Origin of the sequence: Nonomuraea composti, from assembly GCF_012034275.1 — a bacterium.
GTDB classification, from domain to species: Bacteria; Actinomycetota; Actinomycetes; order Streptosporangiales; family Streptosporangiaceae; genus Nonomuraea; species Nonomuraea composti.
On record NZ_JAATEP010000003.1, the window covers coordinates 35,985 to 52,263 of the forward strand.

Sequence of the window (16,279 nt, forward strand, 5' to 3'; positions counted from 1 at the left end):
GGAGCCTATGCCCTCGACCATCGTCACCCTCAAGCTGAACGGCACGGAGCGGGAGCTGATCGCCCGCCCGTCCACGACGTTGCTGAGCGCCCTGCGCGACACGTTCGGCCTGACGGGGGCCAAGCGCGGGTGCGGGCAGGGCGGCTGCGGCAGTTGCACGGTGCTGCTGGACGGCCGGCCCGCGGTCTCGTGCCTGATCCCCGTCGTGACGGTCGACGGCTGCGCCGTGGAGACGGTCGAGGGGCTGGCCGACGGCGACCGGCTGGATGACGTGCAGCAGGCGTTCGTCGACCATTTCGCGACGCAGTGCGGCTTCTGCACCCCCGGGATGATCATGTCGGCGACGGCGCTGCTCAACCGGGAGCCGGCGCCGACCCGCCAGGACGTCACGGAGGCGATCTGCGGGAACGTGTGCCGCTGCACCGGCTACGAGCCGATCGTCACCGCCGTCCTGTCCGCCGCGGAAAGCCGCCGCGACAGCGCCGCGGAACGCCGCCGCGACAGCGCCGCGGAACGCCGCCACGACGGCGCCGGGGAACGACACCGCGACGCCGCCGCGCCGCTCTCCGGAAAGGCCGCCGGCTGATGGGCCGCCTCACGCCGATCGACCCCACGTACTTCAAGGACGAGCGCGCGGGCGACTTCACTGTCATCGGCTCGGCGGTCCAGCGCTCGGACGCCCGCGGCCACGTCACCGGCCGCACGCTGTTCTTCGAGGACCTGACGCCGCCGGGCCTGACCCACGTCAAGATCCACCGCTCGACGCGGCACCACGCCCGCATCGACCGGGTCGACGTCTCCGGCGCGCTGGAGGTGCCGGGCGTGCTGCGGGTCATCACCCACGAGGACGTGCCGAACAACTGGTACGTCGTGCTGCGCCTGATCGGGGTGGGCCCGGACGACGAGCCGGTCCTGGCCGAGGACCGGGTGCTCTACCGGGGCGAGCCGATCGTCGCCGTGGTCGCCGAGACGGAGGAGGCCGCGCGCGAGGGCGCCGCCCGGGTCGTGGTCGACTACACGGACCTGCCCGCCGTCCTGGACGTCGAGGCCGCGCTGGCCGACGGGGCGCCGATCATCAAGCAGGCGGGCACCAACCACTTCGTGTACGAGGGGCACCCGTGCCGCCGGATCCGCTTCGGCGACGTCGAGCGGGGCTTCGCCGAGGCGGACCGGATCATCGAGGGCCGCTACAGCTCCTCCCCCATCGAGCACGCGCCGGTCGAGCCGACGGGCTGCATCGTGGTCCCGCAGGGCGACGGCCGGCTGCGCATCCACAGCAACACCCAGGCCGCCTTCTTCACCCTCGACAACACGGCGCTCATCCTCGGCGTGCCGCCCACGAGCCTGCGCGTCGTGGGCGGCACGGTCGGGGGCGGGTTCGGCGGCAAGGTGGACGTCATCGTCGAGCCGCTGGCGTGCCTGGCCGCGATGCTGACGGGCCGGCCCGCGAAGTACGTCTACAGCCGCGCCGAGGAGATGCAGGTGTCCTCGACGCGGGCGGCCGAGCACATCCACATCAAGGACGGCGTCATGGACGACGGCCGGATCGTGGCCCGCCAGGTCACCCTTTACGTGGACGCGGGCGCGTACTCGCGGCACAGCCCGTACGGCACGACCAAGGCGGCGGCGCACATGCCGGGCCCGTACACGATCCCGAACGTGCACGTGGACTGCTACTGCGTCTACACGAACCGGACGCCGTCCAGCGCCATGCGCGGCTTCGGCGTCACGATCGGCGACTTCGCGCTGGAGTCGCACATGGACCACGTCGCCAGGGAGCTGGGCATGGATCCGCTGCGGCTGCGGCTGAAGAACGCCTACCGGGACGGCGACATGAAGGCCCACCGCAAGATCGCGTCGGGCACGGCGCTGGTCGAGGTGATCCAGAGCGCGGCGGACCTGGTGGGGCACGACCTGCCGCCGGAGTACCGGGCGATGTCGTCGGCCGAGCGGCCGGAGGGCTGAGCGATGGCGATACGGCAGGGGTGCGGGTACGCGGCGGTCAACTACCCGACCGGCATGAACCTGGGCGGCGACCCGTCGCAGGCGCTGGTGCACGCGACGACCATGGGCGGGTTCGTGGTCACGCTCTCCTCGGTGGACCTCGGGCAGGGGCTGCGGACGGTCGTCGCGCAGTGCGCGGCGGAGACGCTCGGCGTCCCGATGGAGAACGTCATCGTGGACACCGCCGACACCGACACCGGCCCGCACTGCATGGGCACGTTCGCCAGCCGCGGCACCCACCGGGTCGGCAACGCGGTGATCATGGCGGCCCGCGAGGCGAGGGAGGTGCTGCTGCAGGTCGCCGCGGACGAGCTGGAGGTGGACGCGGAGGACCTGGAGACCGACGGCACGGGCTTCGTCCGGCTGAAGGGGGCGCCGGAGAAGAAGATCCACGTCAGCGAGGTGGCGCTGGCCGCGCACTTCCGTCAGGGCCGGACCATCTCGGGGCGGGGCATCTTCCTGAAGGAGCCGAGCACGCCGGTGCCGGAGACCGGCGAGATGGACCCCGACTCCTGCCAGGCGCACGCGTGCACGGTGGCCGAGGTCGAGGTGGACGACGAGACCGGCGTCATCGAGGTGCTGCGGCTCTACAACACCTACGAGGTGGGCCGGGCGCTCAACCCGGCGATCGCGACGCAGCAGGTCGAGGGCGGCGCGTGGATGGGGTTGTCGCACGCGTTGTTCGAGTCGACGGAGCCGTACTATCCGCACTCGCGCGAGCACGGCCCGCTCGACTTCGCCGCGTACCTGATGCCGGGGCCGGCGGACCTGCCGGAGCAGACGAGCGTGTTCCTCGAACGGCCGGCCGGCAACGGGCCGTTCGGGGCCAAGGGCATCGGCGAGATGACGGCGAACGCGCCGATCCCCGCGATCGCCAACGCCGTGTTCGACGCGGTCGGCGTGCGGCTGACCAGCATGCCGTTCACGCCGGAGAAGGTGCTGCGCGGGTTGGACGAGCTGAGGGCCGGCCGTGCTGGCTGACCAGGAGACGCTGGGCCGGCGGCTGGGCGCGGAGGGCTACCTCGCCGACGAGGGCCTGCTCACCGCCGTCCGCCTGGCGGGCGTGCTCGGGCTGCCGCTGCTGCTGGAGGGCGAGCCGGGCGTCGGCAAGACGGAGATCGCGAACGTGCTGGCGCGGGTGCTCGGCCGGGAGCTGATCCGCCTGCAGTGCTACGAGGGCCTGGACGCCTCCCAGGCCCTGTACGAGTGGGACTACCCGAAGCAGTTGCTGTCGCTGCGGGCGGCCGAGGTGGAGGGGCGCGGCGTCGGCGACCTGTACCGGGAGGAGTTCCTCCTGCAACGGCCGCTGCTGCGGGCGCTGCGGGCGGCGTCGGGGGCGGTGCTGCTGATCGACGAGATCGACCGGGCGGACAGCGAGTTCGAGGCGTTCCTCCTGGAGTTCCTCGGCGACTTCCAGATCACCATCCCGGAGCTCGGCACCATCAGGGCGGCGAGCGTCCCGTTCGTCATCCTCACCTCGAACCGGACCCGCGAGCTGCACGACGCGCTCAAGCGCCGCTGCCTCTACCACTGGATCCCCTTCCCGGACGCCGAGCGGGAGCAGGCGATCATCCAGGCGCAGGCGCCCGGCCTGGACGAGCGCAGCGCGGCCCGCCTGGTGGCCGCCGTGCACCGGATCAGGGGGCTGGCCCTGCTGAAGCGGCCGGGCATCGCGGAGTCGACGTCGTGGGCGCGCGGCGTGCAGGCGCTGACCCGCGAGGGGGCGGGCTGGCTGGAGGCGATGCGCCGGTCGGCGGGGCTGCTCGTCAAGTACGAGGAGGACCTGTCGCTGGTCGGCCGGCACGCCGCGGAGGTGTTCGGTGACTGAGCGGGCCCTCGTGGCGCGGGTCCGCGAGCACGTGCACGGGTTCCTGCGGGACCTGCACGGGCAGGGCCTGCGCGTCCCGGTGTCCAAGCAGCGGGTCTTCCTCCAGGCGATCGAGGTCGCCGGCCCGCGCGACGCCACGGAGCTGTACTGGATCGGGGCGAGCACGCTCACCGTCTCCCGCGAGGACCTGGAGGTGTACTCCCCCACGTTCGAGCGCTGGTTCGGGGCCGCCCGCGCGCGGCCCGTCCCCGAGCGGGAGTCCCCGGACGAGGAGGAGCCGGCGCCGCGCGGGAAGGGCGACGAGGCGCCCTTCGCGGCGGCGCCCGGCGGGGAGGCGGGCCTGGAGGCCGGCTTCTCCGAGCGCGTGGGCCGCCCGGCGTTCGGCACGGCGAGCCAGGACGAGCGGGCCGTGCTCGCGCTGCTGCGCCGGGAGCTGCGCGGCGCCGTGCCGACGGTACGGTCCCGCCGCCGCCGGCCCGCCCGCCGGGGCCCGTGGATCGACGTCGCCAGGATCTGCCGCGAGTCCCGCCGCGGCCACGGCGAGATCGTCACGCTGCGGCGGCGCGACCGGCCCCGCCGGCAGCGCCGGGTGCTGCTGCTCATCGACGTGTCGGGGTCGATGAAGCAGCACAGCGCCGCCTACCTCCGCTTCGCGCACGCCATGGTCGGCTGCCTCGACCGCGTCGAGGTGTTCACGTTCGGCACCCGGCTGACCCGCGTCACCGAGCCGCTGCGGGCGCGGGACGTCGACGCGGCCGTGGCCGCGCTGAGCGAGGTCGTGCTGGACGCCGAGGGCGGCACCCGGATCGGCCCCTCGCTCCAGGAGTTCCTCGGCAACGCCCGCCACGTCACGATGGCGCGCGGCGCCCTGGTGATCGTGCTGTCCGACGGGCTGGAACGCGGCGACCCCCTGCCCATGGAGGCGGCCGTGCGCCGGTTGTCGCTGCTGGGGCACCGGTTGCTGTGGTGGACGCCGCTCGCCTGCGACCCGGCGTACCGCCCGGTCACGCGCGGCATGGCGGCCGTGCTGGGCAGCGTGGACGCGCTCGCGGGCGTACGGGACCTGCGGACGGCGTACGAGCAGGTACAGACCTTGGCCAGGGAGTGATCACCATGCCGGAAGCGGCCCCGTACTCGGGCGACATCGTCGACGCGCACCACCACATCTGGCGGGTCGCCGACCTGCCGTGGCTGTCCGGGCCGATGGTGCCGCGCATCTTCGGGCCGTACGAGGCGATCAGGCGCGACTACCTGATCGACGAGTACGCCGCCGAGGCCACGGCCTGCGGCATCACCGAATCCGTCTACGTCCAGACGAACTGGCCGCTCGACCGGGTCGTGGACGAGGTGCGCTGGCTGCGCGACGTCCACGAGGAGACGGGCCGGCCGTCGGCGGTCGTCGCGGCGGCCGACCTGTTCGACGACGACACGCCGCAGGTCCTGCGGCGGCAGGCCGCGCTCACCCCTCTGGTCCGGGGCATCCGGCAGCAGCTGCACTGGCACGAACGCCCGGAGTTCCGCTTCGCGACCGCGCCCGACCGGATGAAGGACCCGGTGCTCCGCAAGAGCCTCGGCGCGGTCGCCGGCCTCGGCTGGCTGTTCGAGCTGCAGGTCTTCCCCGAGCAGATGGCGGACGCGGCCGAGCTGGTCGCGGCCTTCCCCGACCTCACCTTCGTGCTCGTGCACGCGGGCATGCTCATCGGCGAGGAGTACGTGGAGCCGTGGCGGGCCGGGCTGTCCGCGCTGGCGGAGCTGCCGAACGTGGTGGTCAAGCTCACCGGCCAGGGCACGTTCGTCCACCGCGTGGACCCCGAGCTGATCTCCTTCGTCGCCGGAGAGGTGCTCGCCCGCTTCGGCGCCGGCCGGGCCATGTTCGGCACCAACTTCCCGGTCGAGCGGCTCTGGACCACCATGCCGCACCTGGTCGGCGCGTGGAAGGACGCGCTGGCCCACCTGCCGCCCGCCGATCAGCACGCCGTCTTCGCCGGCACCGCCCGGCGGGTGTACGGGCTGGGCGGCTGACATCAACGAAAGGGAGTACCCAGGAATGGCACTGTTCGTCCTGACCTACGGCTACAACGACACCCCGCTGCGCGCGGAGCGCCGCGACGACCACCTGGCCCACCTGAACAAGCTCTGGGAGCGGGGCGCCGTCGTCGCGGCCGGCCCGTACACGGACCTGACGGCCGGCATGATCGTGCTGCGGGCGGAGGACGAGGCGGCGGCGCAGGCGCTCGTCGACCAGGACCCGTACACGCAGCTCGACGTCACCAAGGACCGCACGCTGCGGGAGTGGCGGGTGACGGTCGGCTCCCTCGACTGACCTTCGCGGTGCGGCCGGCGGCGGCCTGCCGCCGGCCGCGCCGGGTCACTCCTTCGGGTCCAGCACGAACACCGGGATCTGCCGGTCGGTCTTCGTCTGGTACTCGGCGTAGGCCGGATAGGCCGCGACGGCCCGCTCCCACCACTCCGCCCGCTCCGCGCCCTCGGCCTCCCGCGCGACGTACCGCTTGGTGACGGTGCCGTCCTGCAGCGTGAACTCGGGGTGCGCCTTGATGTTGTAGTACCAGGTGGGGTGCTCGGGAGCGCCCCCCTTGGACGCCACGACGGCGTACCGGCCCTCGTGCTCCACCCGCATCACGGGGGTGTAGCGCAGCTTGCCGCTCTTGGCACCGCGCAGGGTCAGCAGCACGATCGGCGACCCGGCGATGTCGATGCCCTCGGTGGTGCCGGTCTCAAGGATCTTCTTCGTCTGGTCCCGTACCCAGTCGCTGGGGCTCAGCTCTACAGTCTCGTCCGACATGCTCACCACCAACAACCCCCGCCCGTTCGCCATTCCTGCCGTTGGTCAGGTCAGGTCAGGCCGGGCAGTGCACGGTCGTGCAGCCAGGCGGACAGCAGCGGGGCGACCGGGCGGGCGGTGTGCCGCTGGACGTGCTCCGTGAACCCCCCGGTGGTGACGGTGCCGTGGCGGTGGGCGGCGGTCCAGGCGCGCAGGGCGGTGAAGAACGGCTCGTCGCCCATCGCCCCGCGCAGCGCGTGCAACGTCAGCGCGCCGCGCTTGTAGACGCGGTCGTCGAACAGGGCCGGCGCGCCCGGGTCGGACAGGACGAAGTCCTGAGGGAGCTGGGTGAGGCGGTGGCGCCAGCGCCGGGCGTGCTCGGCGGCGGGCGGGCCGCCCGACGACTCCGACCAGAGCCATTCGGCGTACGTGGCGAAGCCCTCCTGCAGCCAGATGTCGCTCCAGCGGGCCACGGTGAGGCTGTTGCCGAACCACTGGTGGGCCAGCTCGTGCGCGACCAGCCGCTCGCCGCCGCGCACGCCGTCCACGTGGTTGCGGCCGAAGATCGACATGCCCTGCGCCTCGACCGGGATCTCCAGGTCGTCGTCGGCCACCACGACCGTGTAACCGCTGAACGGGTAGGGGCCGAACAGGTCGCCGAACAGCGCCATCATCTGGCCCTGCCGGGCGAAGTCGTGGCGGACGCGGGCGGCCAGCCGGGGCGGGTGGGCGAGCCGGGCGCCGCCGTACTCGGAGATCTGGTAGCGGCCGATCTGCACGCTGGCCAGGTAGGTCGCCATGGGCTCGGGCTGCTCGTAGATCCAGGTCGTGTTCCCGGCGCCGCGCCGCCTGGCCAGCAGCGCGCCGTTCGCGATGACCTGGTACGGCGTGGCCGTCGTCACGGAGATGCGGTAGGACGCCTTGTCGCCGGGACGGTCGTTGCACGGGAACCAGGACGGCGCGCCGATCGGCTGGCCGGCGACGAGCGCGCCGTCGCTCAGCTCCTCCCAGCCCAGCCCGCCCCAGGGGCTCGGCACCGGCACGGGCTTGCCGGAGTAACGCACCCCCACGACGACCCGCTCCCCCGCGGCCAGCGGCCGGGACGGTGTCACGCGCAGCTTGCCCCGGCCGTGGGCGTGGCGGGCGGGCATGCCGTCCACCGTGACGCCCGCGACCCTGAGCTGGGCGAAGTCCAGCTCCAGCGCGCTGAGAGGCTCCGCGGCCGTGACCGTCAGCAGGGCGGTGCCGTCGAGCCGGTTGGCGGGGACGCGGTAGGTCAGCCTCAGGTCGTAGTGCGAGACGCCGTAGCGGTGGTCGCCGTGCGCGGGGAAGTACGGGTCCCCGGGCAGGTGCGGGGTGCTGTGGATCTGCTCGGTCATCGCCATGCCGAGACCGGGTTGCCGAACCAGCGGGTCCGATCGGGCACGTGCTCGCCCCGCATGACCAGGGACGCGGGGCCGACCGTGGTGTCGGCGCCCACCCGTGCCGCCGGCAGCACCACGCCGTGCGGGCCGAGGGTCGCGCCGGCGTCGAGGGTGACGGTGTCCATGCTCATGACCCGGTCGTGGAAGAGGTGGGTCTGCAGGACGCAGCCCCGGTTGACGCACGCGCCGTCGCCGAGGGTCACCAGATCCGCCTCGGGCAGCCAGTACGTGTCACACGTGACCCCATGTCCGATGCGTGCCCCGAGGGAGCGCAGCCACACGTTCAGCGGCGCGGTTCCCAGCCACGGCTGGGCGAACCAGGGCGCGGCCAGCACTTCGACGAAGTTGTCCGCCAGCTCGTTGCGCCACACGAACGAGCTCCACAGCGGCCGGCTGCCCGCGCCGATCCGGCCGACGAGCAGCCACTTGGCGGCCGTGGCGACCGCCGCCGCCACCACGCCGGCGACCGCCATGATCACGCCGCTCAGCGCGATCGCCGCCGCGAAGCCGTACCGGGCGGCGACGGCCTCGAACGCGGCGGCGGCCAGGACGGCGAGCGCCACCGCGGCCATGGCGGGCACCACGCGGAACGCCTCGACGACGGCCCGCGCCACCTTGTACCGGGCGGGCGGGTCGTAGGTGCGGTTCCTGTCGCCCTCCTCCGCGGTGCGGCGCAGCTTCATGGGCGGCATGCCGACGTACGACGAGCCGGACTTGGCCTTCTTCGGCGTCGCCGACAGCACGCCGACCAGCCCGTCCTTGGGCACCTTGCGGCCGGGGGCGGTCATGCCCGAGTTGCCGAGGAAGGCGCGCTTGCCGATCCGCGCGGTCGCGATGCGCATCCAGCCGCCGTCGAGCTCGTACGGGGCCACCATCGTGTCGTCGGCCAGGAAGGCGCCGTCTCCGACGGACGTCATCGTGGGCAGCGCGAGCACCGTGGACAGCTCGGCGCCCCGGCCCACCTTCATGCCGAGCGCCCGCAGCCACGCCGGGGTCAGGACGCTCGCGTACAGGGGGAACAGCCAGACGCGGGCGGAGGCCATCAGCCGGCCGGTCGCCCACGCCTGCCACGCCTGCCGGCTGTGCACCGGGTGCTGCCCGGCGTGCAGGCCGAGGCCCAGCAGCCGCACGCTGCCCAGCGTGAGCAGGGCGAACGCGGCCATGCCGGTGACCGTCGCGAGCGGCACGCCGGGCAGGGCGGCGGCCAGCGCCGCGCCGAGCGTGCGCGCCTCGCGGGCGAACCAGGCCAGGACCGCGAAGGCGGCCCCGGCGGCGGCGACGGGAAGGAGGCCGAGCGCCACGGCGGTCACCCCGTACAGGGCGGTCCACCAGGGGGAACGCGCGGCGCGCTCGCCCGGCTTGCGCGACCTGCCCTGGCGGAACGCGGGCACGCCGGCCCACAGCTCGCCGGACGGCACCGTGCCGGCGACCGCCGACCCGGGCGCCACCTGCGAGTTCTTGCCGATCTTGGCGCCGGGCAGGAGCGTGGAGCGGGAGCCGATCGTGGCGCCGGCGCCGATCCTGATCTCGCCGACGTGCAGGACGTCACCGTCGAACCAGTGCCCGCTGAGATCCACCTCCTGCTCGATCGACGCGCCCCTGCCGACCTTGAGCAGGCCCGTGACGGGCGGCGGCGAGTGCAGGTCCGCGTCGGCGCCCACCTGCGCGCCGAGCAGCCGGGCGTACCAGGTCATCAGGGGCGCGCTGGCGAGGTCGGGCACGCCGAGCCTGGCCGCGAACTGCTCGGCGAACCACAACCTCAGGTGGACGCCGCCGCCGCGCGGATGCCCGCCGGGCCGCACGCCATGCAGCAGCAGCCGGGCGAGCGCCGCCGACAGGCCGACCCGGCCCATGGGGGTGAGGAACGCCAGCGCGCCCAGCGCCACCCACCACCAGGACAGCGCGGGCGCCCACGGCGGGGCCAGCACGTTGCCGAGCGCGGCCAGGGGGACGATCCAGCGCATGGCGCCGGCCGTGAGCAGCGGCACCATGAGCAGCGCCTGGACCGTCGCGGCCCGGCGTGGCATGGGCGTCACGGGCGGGCGGGCGGCCTCGGAGCCGCCCCTGGTGGCCAGGAGCGCGGCCAGGCCGGCCAGCGTCGGGTGCGCGTACACGTCGCCCACGGCCACGTCGGGGTGGTCGGGGCGCAGCACGGACACCAGCCTGGCCGCGGCGAGGCTCGTGCCGCCGCTGGCGAAGAAGTCGTCGCCGGGCCCTTCCGGCGCCACTCCCAGGATCGCGGTCCAGTGCCCGGCCAGCCGCGCCTCGGCGGGAGTCAGCTCCGAGACGGCGAGTCGCCCGGTCAGGGGCCAGGGCAGCGCGTCGCGGTCGATCTTGCCCGAGGTGCGGGTCGGGAGCGCGCCGACCGGCGCCAGGCGCGGCACCAGGGCGGCGGGCAGTGAGTCGGCGAGCAGGTCGCGCGCCTCGCCGGCGTCGAAACCGGGGCCGGTGACGACGTACCCGACGAGGAGCTGATGCCCGCCTCCGGCGGTACGGACGGCCGCCGCCGCGCCGGTGACACCGGGCAGCGCCTGCAACGCGGCGTCCACCTCGCCCAGCTCGATCCGGCGCCCGCCCAGCTTCACCTGGTCGTCGGCCCTGCCGACGAACACGAGCCCTTCCGGGTCGGCCCGCACCAGGTCGCCGCTGCGGTAGGCGCGCGCCCAGCCCAGCGACGGTAACGGCGCGTACTTCTCGGCGTCCTTGACCGGGTCGAGGTAGCGGGCCAGGCCCACGCCGCCGATGACCAGCTCGCCGGTCTCCCCCATGGCGACCGGCTCGCCGTCGTCGCCGACCACCGCCAGGTCCCACCCGTCGAGGGGCAGCCCGATGCGGACGGGCTGCTCACCGGTGAGCGGCGCCGCCGACGCGACCACCGTCGCCTCCGTGGGGCCGTAGGTGTTCCACACCTCCCGCCCCGGCACGGCCAGCCGCGCGGCCAGCTCCGGCGGGCACGCCTCCCCGCCGAAGATCAGCAGCCTGATCCCGTCGAGGTGCTCGGCCGGCCAGAGCGCGGCCAGCGTCGGCACGGTCGAGACGACCGTGATGCCCTTGCCGGCCAGCCACGGCCCGAGGTCCATGCCGGTGCGTACGAGCGCCCTGGGCGCGGGCACCAGGCAGGCGCCGTGCCGCCAGGCCAGCCACATCTCCTCGCACGAGGCGTCGAAGGCCACCGACAGCCCGGCCAGCACGCGGTCACCCGGGCCGATCGGCCGCTCCCGCAGGAACAGGCCCGCCTCGGCGTCCACGAACGCCGCCGCGGAGCGGTGCGTCACCGCGACACCCTTCGGCTTGCCGGTCGAGCCGGAGGTGAAGATGATCCACGCGTCGTCGTCCGGCGCGGGCGGGCCGCCGTCGTTCCGGCCTTCCCCGAGCACGGTGATCTTGTCGCTGATGACCGCGTCCACGGCGGCCTCGCTGAAGACCAGCTCGGCCCGCTCGTCCGGGTCGTCGGCGTCGACCGGCACGTACGCGGCCCCGGCGGCGAGCACCGCGAGGATGGACAGGTACAGCTCGGCCGTCCCCGACACCACCCGCACGCCCACCCTGGCGCCGCGGCCGATCCCCGCCTCCGCCAGCTCCGCGGCCATCCGGTCCACCTCCGCGCGCAGGTCGCGGTAGCTCCAGCACACGGTGCCGTCGTCGAGCGCGGGCGCGTCGGGGTGCAGGCGCGCGGTCTCGTCGAGGACGTCGACGAGGGTACGAGGGGACGCCGCCAGCACTCCGGCGGGATAAACCGCGGAAGCGGCCTTCCGGGACACATCGACCGAGTCGCTACGCAAACGCCGCTCCTTGGGGTCAGGCGGTCGATGCCTCGGGAAGGCACACGGGCCCCCGCATCATCCGCCACCGTCGTGGCGTTCGCCACCCCACACGCAACGGCCGCCGCGACCGTACCTATTCCGCCACTACGTCCCCTTACTCGCGAAACACACGGCGCCCATAGTGACATCCGCATCTGTTCGCGCAGGCCACCGAAGGTGCAGGGTGGGGCTTCATCACCCGCTCGACCGCTTCACAAGGAGCCCACCATGGCAAGCGTGCAGATCACCCGCACCTACCCCACCACCCCCGAGCACGTCTGGCAGCTGTGGACCACCCCGGAGGGCATCGCCTCCTGGTGGTCGCCCGACGGCTTCACCGTCGAGGTCGGCAAGCTCGACCTGCGGCCCGGCGGCGACCTCATCTACACGATGACCGCCACCGCGCCGGAGCAGATCGCGTTCATGGAGAGCCACGGCATGCCGCTGAGCACCGAGTCCCGCAAGACGTTCGTGGAGGTGTCCGAGCCCGGCAGGCTCTCCTACACCTCGCTCGCCGACTTCATCCCCGGCGTCGACCCGTACGACTTCCTCACCGTGGTCGAGCTGGAGCCGGTCGAAGACGGCGTCCGCGTCACGATGACGGCCGACGCGATGCACGACGAGGAGTGGACACAGCGGCTGGCCGCCGGCCGGGCCAACGAGCTCGACAACCTCGGCCGCGTGATCGACGCGGGCGTGCGGGCCTGAGCCCGGCATGACCCTCCCCCTCTCCCCGTCCCGGCCGCCGCTGGTGGTCGCCGATCGGCCGGGTCACCTACCCTGGTCAGCCAGGGCACGTGGACGAGGGGCGGTTCGGCTGGTGGGGTTCTGGCGGTCCGACCGCGTCGTCCGGCTCGCGCCGGCCGGCGCGGTCGCCTGCAGCGGCCTGCTGCCCCTGCTGCAGGTCGCGCTGGCCTTCAGCTATCCCGGCAACGACACCCGCACCGGGCTGTGGAGCGTCGCGGCGACCGCCGCGTACCTGCCCCTCCACCTGCACCACGTCCGGTACGCGGCGCGCGCCGCCCGGCAGCCGGCCGGCCACTGGACCTTCGCGGCGATGGCCGTGATCGTCCTCGCCGCCACCCCCGTGGCCGGGAACATGTGGCCGCGCGCCTACACGAGCCTCGCCGTGTCGGCGGTCCTGGTCCTGCCCGGCCCGTGGGCGTTCGCGGCGTACCTGTCGCTGGTGCTCGCGGCGGCGCCCGCGTCCCTGCTGCTGGGCCTGCCGTGGAACGCCGCCCCATGGCTCACGCTCTCGGCGCTGTGCGGCAGCGGGGCCGTGCTCATGCTCGTGTGGCTGTCCGCCGCCCTCGTCCGCCTGCGGTCGGCCAGGGAGGTGCTCGCCCAGCGGGCGGTGGCGCAGGAGCGACGCCGCATCGACGACGACCTCCGCACCACCCTCGGCACGGCCCTGGAATCCCTCGCCACCCGCGGCACCCGCGCCACCAGCCTCCTGACGCCGCTGCTCGACGCGCAGGCCGAACTCAGCGAGCGGACCAAGCTGGACGGGCGGGCCGGACTGGACGGGCGGGCCGGACTGGACGGGCGGGCCGGACTGGACGGGCGGGCCGGACTGGACGGGCGGGCCGGACTGGACGGGCGGGCCGGAGTCGGCAGGCGAGCCGAGCTCGACCGGCGGCGGGCCGAGCTGGTGGCCGAGCTGTCCGGGCTCGCCGACGATTCCCGGCGCACGCTCGCCGACGCCCGGCAGCGGGTGCGCGGCTATCGGCAGCCGTCCCTGCGCGCCGAGCTCGACACGGCCGCCGCCCTGCTGTCCGCCGCCGGCATCGAGACCCGCCTGCACCTTCCCCGAACGGGCGTCCCCGACACGATCGCACCGCGGCCCCGTGCGGCCCTGCGCGCGACGGTCACCCGCCTGCTGCGCGCCGACGGGCTGCGCACCTGCACGATCACGGCGGTCGCCCAGCCGGGCGGGGCACGCCTGGAGGTGCGCACCGACGACACCACGGAGACCATCGACGTCCGGCCCGCCACCGACCCGACGGAGGCCGACCCGACGAAGGCTGGCACGTCGCAAGCGAGCCCGTCGGAGGTCCGGTAATGACGCCGCCGATCACGCCGCGCTGGGTCGTGCGCCACCCCCTGTGGCCGCTGATCGCCCTGCACGTCGTGCTGGCCGGGCAGGTCCCCGTCTACACGGCCCTCGGCATGGACGGCCCGGCCGGCGACCCGCTGGCCGGCACCGTCGCCTTCGTCCTGGCCCTCTGCCTGAGCCTGCGGCACAGCCTGGCCGCCACCAGGGGCGGGCGCCCGGCGGGCTGGCCGTGGACCCTGGCGGCCCTCGTCGCCCTCGCCAACGTCCCGCTGTGGTGGTTCGGCTCGAACTGGCAGGCTTTCACCGGTTTCGCGCTCGCGTCGATGGTGATGCTGCTCCGCGGCCGCCCGCTGTTGCTCGCGGCGATCGCGCAGCTCCTGCACAACCCGGTGAAGGAGGTGATCGGCATGCTGCACGACGACGCCTACACCGTCGCCCAGGCCCTGCTCCTGGGCTCGTACAGCCTGTTCAGTCTGGTCCTGTACGCCGGCACGCTGGTCGGCGGCGCCCGCCTGGTGCGGCTGCTGCACGAGCTGGAGGCCACCCGCACCGAGCTGGCCGCCACCGCCGTCGGCGAGGAACGCGTCCGCGTCTCGCGCGACCTGCACGACCTGCTGGGCCAGAGCCTGTCGGCCATCTCCCTCAAGGGCGACCTGGCCCTGCGCCTGCTCGCGAAGGACGCCGCCGCGGCCCGCGCCGAGGTCGAGAGCCTCACGGGCGTCGCGAGGGACGCGCTGCGGGACGTACGCGCGATCACCCGCGACGAGCACTCGGTGTCGTTGCGCACCGAGATCGACGGGGCCGCGGCCCTGCTCGGCGCCGCCGGCGTCGACACCCGCCTCGACGTGGCCGACGTCCCGCCCCTGTCCGGCGCGGCCCAGAGTGCCCTGGCCTGGGCGATCCGCGAGGGCACCACGAACCTGCTGCGCCACAGTGACGCCCGCACCTGCACCATCACCCTCACCCGGCGTCAGGGCACGGTCCGCCTGGAGATCGTCAACGACGGCGCCCACCCGGCCCCGGCACCCGCACCCACCGGAGCGACCGGCCCGAGCCCCACCCCACCCGGCACGGAGCTGTCCGAGGCGGCCGACCCGAGCCCCACCCCAGCCGGCACAGGGCTGGCCGGGCTGGCCGAGCGGGCCCGGGCCGCGTCCGGCACCTGGCTCACCACCGTCCGCGACGGCCTGTTCACGCTGTCGGTAGAAGTCCCCGAGGAGGTCGCGTGATCCGTGTGCTGATCGCCGAGGACATGCACATGATCCGCTCAGCCCTGGTCGCCCTGCTGTCGCTGGAGGACGACATGGAGGTGGTGGCCGAGATCGAGCGCGGCGACGAGGTCCTGGCCACCGCCCTGCGCACCGGGCCCGACGTGGCGGTCCTCGACATCGACCTGCCGGGCCTGGACGGTCTGTCCGCCGCCGAGCAGCTGTCGGCCCGGCTCCCGGCCTGCCGCACGCTCGTCCTGACCGGCCTCAGCCAGCCCGGCAACCTCCTGCGCGCCCTGAAGGTCCACGTCAGGGGCTTCATCGTCAAGGACGCCCCCGCCCACTCCCTCACCGACGGCATCCGCCGCATCGCCCGCGGCGAACGCGTCATCGACCCGGAGCTGGTCGCCGCCGCTCTGGAGACCGGCAGCAGCCCGCTCACCCCGCGCGAGACCGAGGTCCTGCGCGCCGCCGCCACCGGCATCCGCGTCGCCCAGATCGCCACCGACCTGTCGCTGTCGCAGGCGACGGTCCGCAACTACCTGTCGAACGCGATCAGCAAGGTCGGCGCCCGCAACCGCATCGACGCCATCCGCATCTCCCGCGACGCCGGCTGGCTCTGACCCTCCCCAGCGTGCCCTCTCAGGCGGCGGCCCGGGTGGCCGCGTAGCGGTCGGAGGCGGCGGTGAGCCTGGCGAGCCGGTCGGGCGACAGGTCGAGGGGCCCATGACCTCTTCCCCTCGAACTGCCTGAAGCCGTGGTTTCAAGCACGTCCATACGGTTACCGCATTCTGGCGACAAACATCTCACCGCAGCCCAGAAATGCGTAAACAACTGCGGCCCGCGGAGAAGCCTTACACGCTGCGCCAAAAAGCAACACCCAAGTCGCAAGGATGTTCAACCGTGACGCAACCGCCACTCCCCAACCTTGCCCCCGGTAGCCACTTATTCATGTAGCAAGAAGAACACAGCGACCGGGAGGCATCCCCCGATGGATCCAACTGCCCTCATCTCCGCATGCGTGGCATGCGCCGGCATCCTCACCACCATCGTGAGCACGTGGTTGTCCCGCCGCTGGCATCGCGCACTCCTCCGAGAGTTGACCAAAGCGGCCGACGCAACCCCATACGGACAGGTATCGGGCGCGAGCCGATGAGTGATCAGCATCCAGAGC

15 protein-coding genes are annotated in these 16,279 nt (G+C 73.8%); 11 read left to right on the forward strand and 4 right to left on the reverse strand.

Annotated features, from left to right (window positions below; all coding sequences use genetic code 11):
• The first annotated feature begins 7 nt into the window (after window positions 1–7).
• The 7 genes from HCN51_RS05565 to HCN51_RS05595 are packed head-to-tail and all read left to right on the forward strand — an operon-like array spanning window position 8 to window position 6,155.
• Window positions 8–586, forward strand: a complete 579-nt coding sequence (locus HCN51_RS05565; RefSeq protein ID WP_168007495.1) for a (2Fe-2S)-binding protein — start codon at window positions 8–10, stop codon at window positions 584–586.
• On the forward strand, window positions 586–1,965 hold the full coding sequence (locus HCN51_RS62135; RefSeq protein WP_168007497.1) for a molybdopterin cofactor-binding domain-containing protein: 1,380 nt from the start codon (window positions 586–588) through the stop codon (window positions 1,963–1,965). Before HCN51_RS05565 ends, HCN51_RS62135 begins: the two co-directional genes overlap by 1 nt.
• A gap of 3 nt (window positions 1,966–1,968) precedes the next feature.
• Window positions 1,969–2,985 carry a molybdopterin cofactor-binding domain-containing protein gene (locus tag HCN51_RS62140; protein ID WP_168007499.1) on the forward strand — a complete coding sequence of 339 codons (1,017 nt, stop codon included), beginning with the start codon at window positions 1,969–1,971 and terminating at the stop codon, window positions 2,983–2,985.
• Complete coding sequence (locus tag HCN51_RS05580; RefSeq protein WP_168007501.1) at window positions 2,975–3,832, forward strand: AAA family ATPase; 858 nt, start codon at window positions 2,975–2,977, stop codon at window positions 3,830–3,832. The genes HCN51_RS62140 and HCN51_RS05580 overlap by 11 nt, the downstream gene beginning before the upstream one ends.
• On the forward strand, window positions 3,825–4,940 hold the full coding sequence (locus HCN51_RS62145; protein WP_168007503.1) for a VWA domain-containing protein: 1,116 nt from the start codon (window positions 3,825–3,827) through the stop codon (window positions 4,938–4,940). Before HCN51_RS05580 ends, HCN51_RS62145 begins: the two co-directional genes overlap by 8 nt.
• A gap of 5 nt (window positions 4,941–4,945) precedes the next feature.
• Complete coding sequence (locus HCN51_RS05590; RefSeq protein WP_168007505.1) at window positions 4,946–5,854, forward strand: amidohydrolase family protein; 909 nt, start codon at window positions 4,946–4,948, stop codon at window positions 5,852–5,854.
• Window positions 5,855–5,879: 25 nt separating this feature from the next.
• Window positions 5,880–6,155 carry a YciI family protein gene (locus HCN51_RS05595; protein WP_080036694.1) on the forward strand — a complete coding sequence of 92 codons (276 nt, stop codon included), beginning with the start codon at window positions 5,880–5,882 and terminating at the stop codon, window positions 6,153–6,155.
• Between the two features lie 45 nt (window positions 6,156–6,200).
• Here the strand turns inward: HCN51_RS05595 and HCN51_RS05600 are convergent, their stop codons facing one another.
• Genes HCN51_RS05600 through HCN51_RS05610 form a run of 3 tightly spaced genes read right to left on the reverse strand, consistent with a single transcriptional unit; the run spans window position 6,201 to window position 11,820 of the window.
• Complete coding sequence (locus tag HCN51_RS05600) at window positions 6,201–6,635, reverse strand: nitroreductase family deazaflavin-dependent oxidoreductase (protein WP_168007507.1); 435 nt, start codon at window positions 6,633–6,635, stop codon at window positions 6,201–6,203.
• Window positions 6,636–6,685: 50 nt separating this feature from the next.
• Window positions 6,686–7,999, reverse strand: coding sequence for a M1 family metallopeptidase (locus HCN51_RS05605; protein ID WP_240972493.1), 1,314 nt, complete (start codon window positions 7,997–7,999; stop codon window positions 6,686–6,688).
• Entirely contained in the window at window positions 7,990–11,820 is a 3,831-nt protein-coding gene (locus tag HCN51_RS05610; protein ID WP_168007509.1) for a Pls/PosA family non-ribosomal peptide synthetase, read from the reverse strand. The genes HCN51_RS05605 and HCN51_RS05610 overlap by 10 nt, the downstream gene beginning before the upstream one ends.
• Window positions 11,821–12,069: 249 nt before the next feature.
• Between HCN51_RS05610 and HCN51_RS05615 the strand changes: the two genes are divergently transcribed.
• From HCN51_RS05615 to HCN51_RS05630, 4 genes are all read left to right on the forward strand, one after another.
• A complete protein-coding gene (locus HCN51_RS05615; protein WP_168007511.1) occupies window positions 12,070–12,549 on the forward strand; it encodes an SRPBCC family protein in 480 nt (159 codons plus the stop codon).
• 112 nt (window positions 12,550–12,661) lie between these two features.
• A complete protein-coding gene (locus HCN51_RS05620; RefSeq protein ID WP_168007514.1) occupies window positions 12,662–13,903 on the forward strand; it encodes a hypothetical protein in 1,242 nt (413 codons plus the stop codon).
• Window positions 13,903–15,126: a sensor histidine kinase gene (locus tag HCN51_RS05625; protein ID WP_168007516.1), complete on the forward strand. Its 1,224-nt coding sequence runs from the start codon at window positions 13,903–13,905 to the stop codon at window positions 15,124–15,126. Before HCN51_RS05620 ends, HCN51_RS05625 begins: the two co-directional genes overlap by 1 nt.
• On the forward strand, window positions 15,123–15,728 hold the full coding sequence (locus tag HCN51_RS05630) for a response regulator (RefSeq protein WP_168007517.1): 606 nt from the start codon (window positions 15,123–15,125) through the stop codon (window positions 15,726–15,728). Before HCN51_RS05625 ends, HCN51_RS05630 begins: the two co-directional genes overlap by 4 nt.
• A 19-nt stretch (window positions 15,729–15,747) precedes the next feature.
• Here HCN51_RS05630 and HCN51_RS61100 read toward each other — a convergent pair whose 3' ends face one another.
• The gene (locus HCN51_RS61100) at window positions 15,748–15,882 is read right to left on the reverse strand and encodes a hypothetical protein (protein WP_277349924.1); all 135 of its coding nucleotides are present in this window, start codon (window positions 15,880–15,882) and stop codon (window positions 15,748–15,750) included.
• Between the last annotated feature and the right edge of the window lie 397 nt (window positions 15,883–16,279).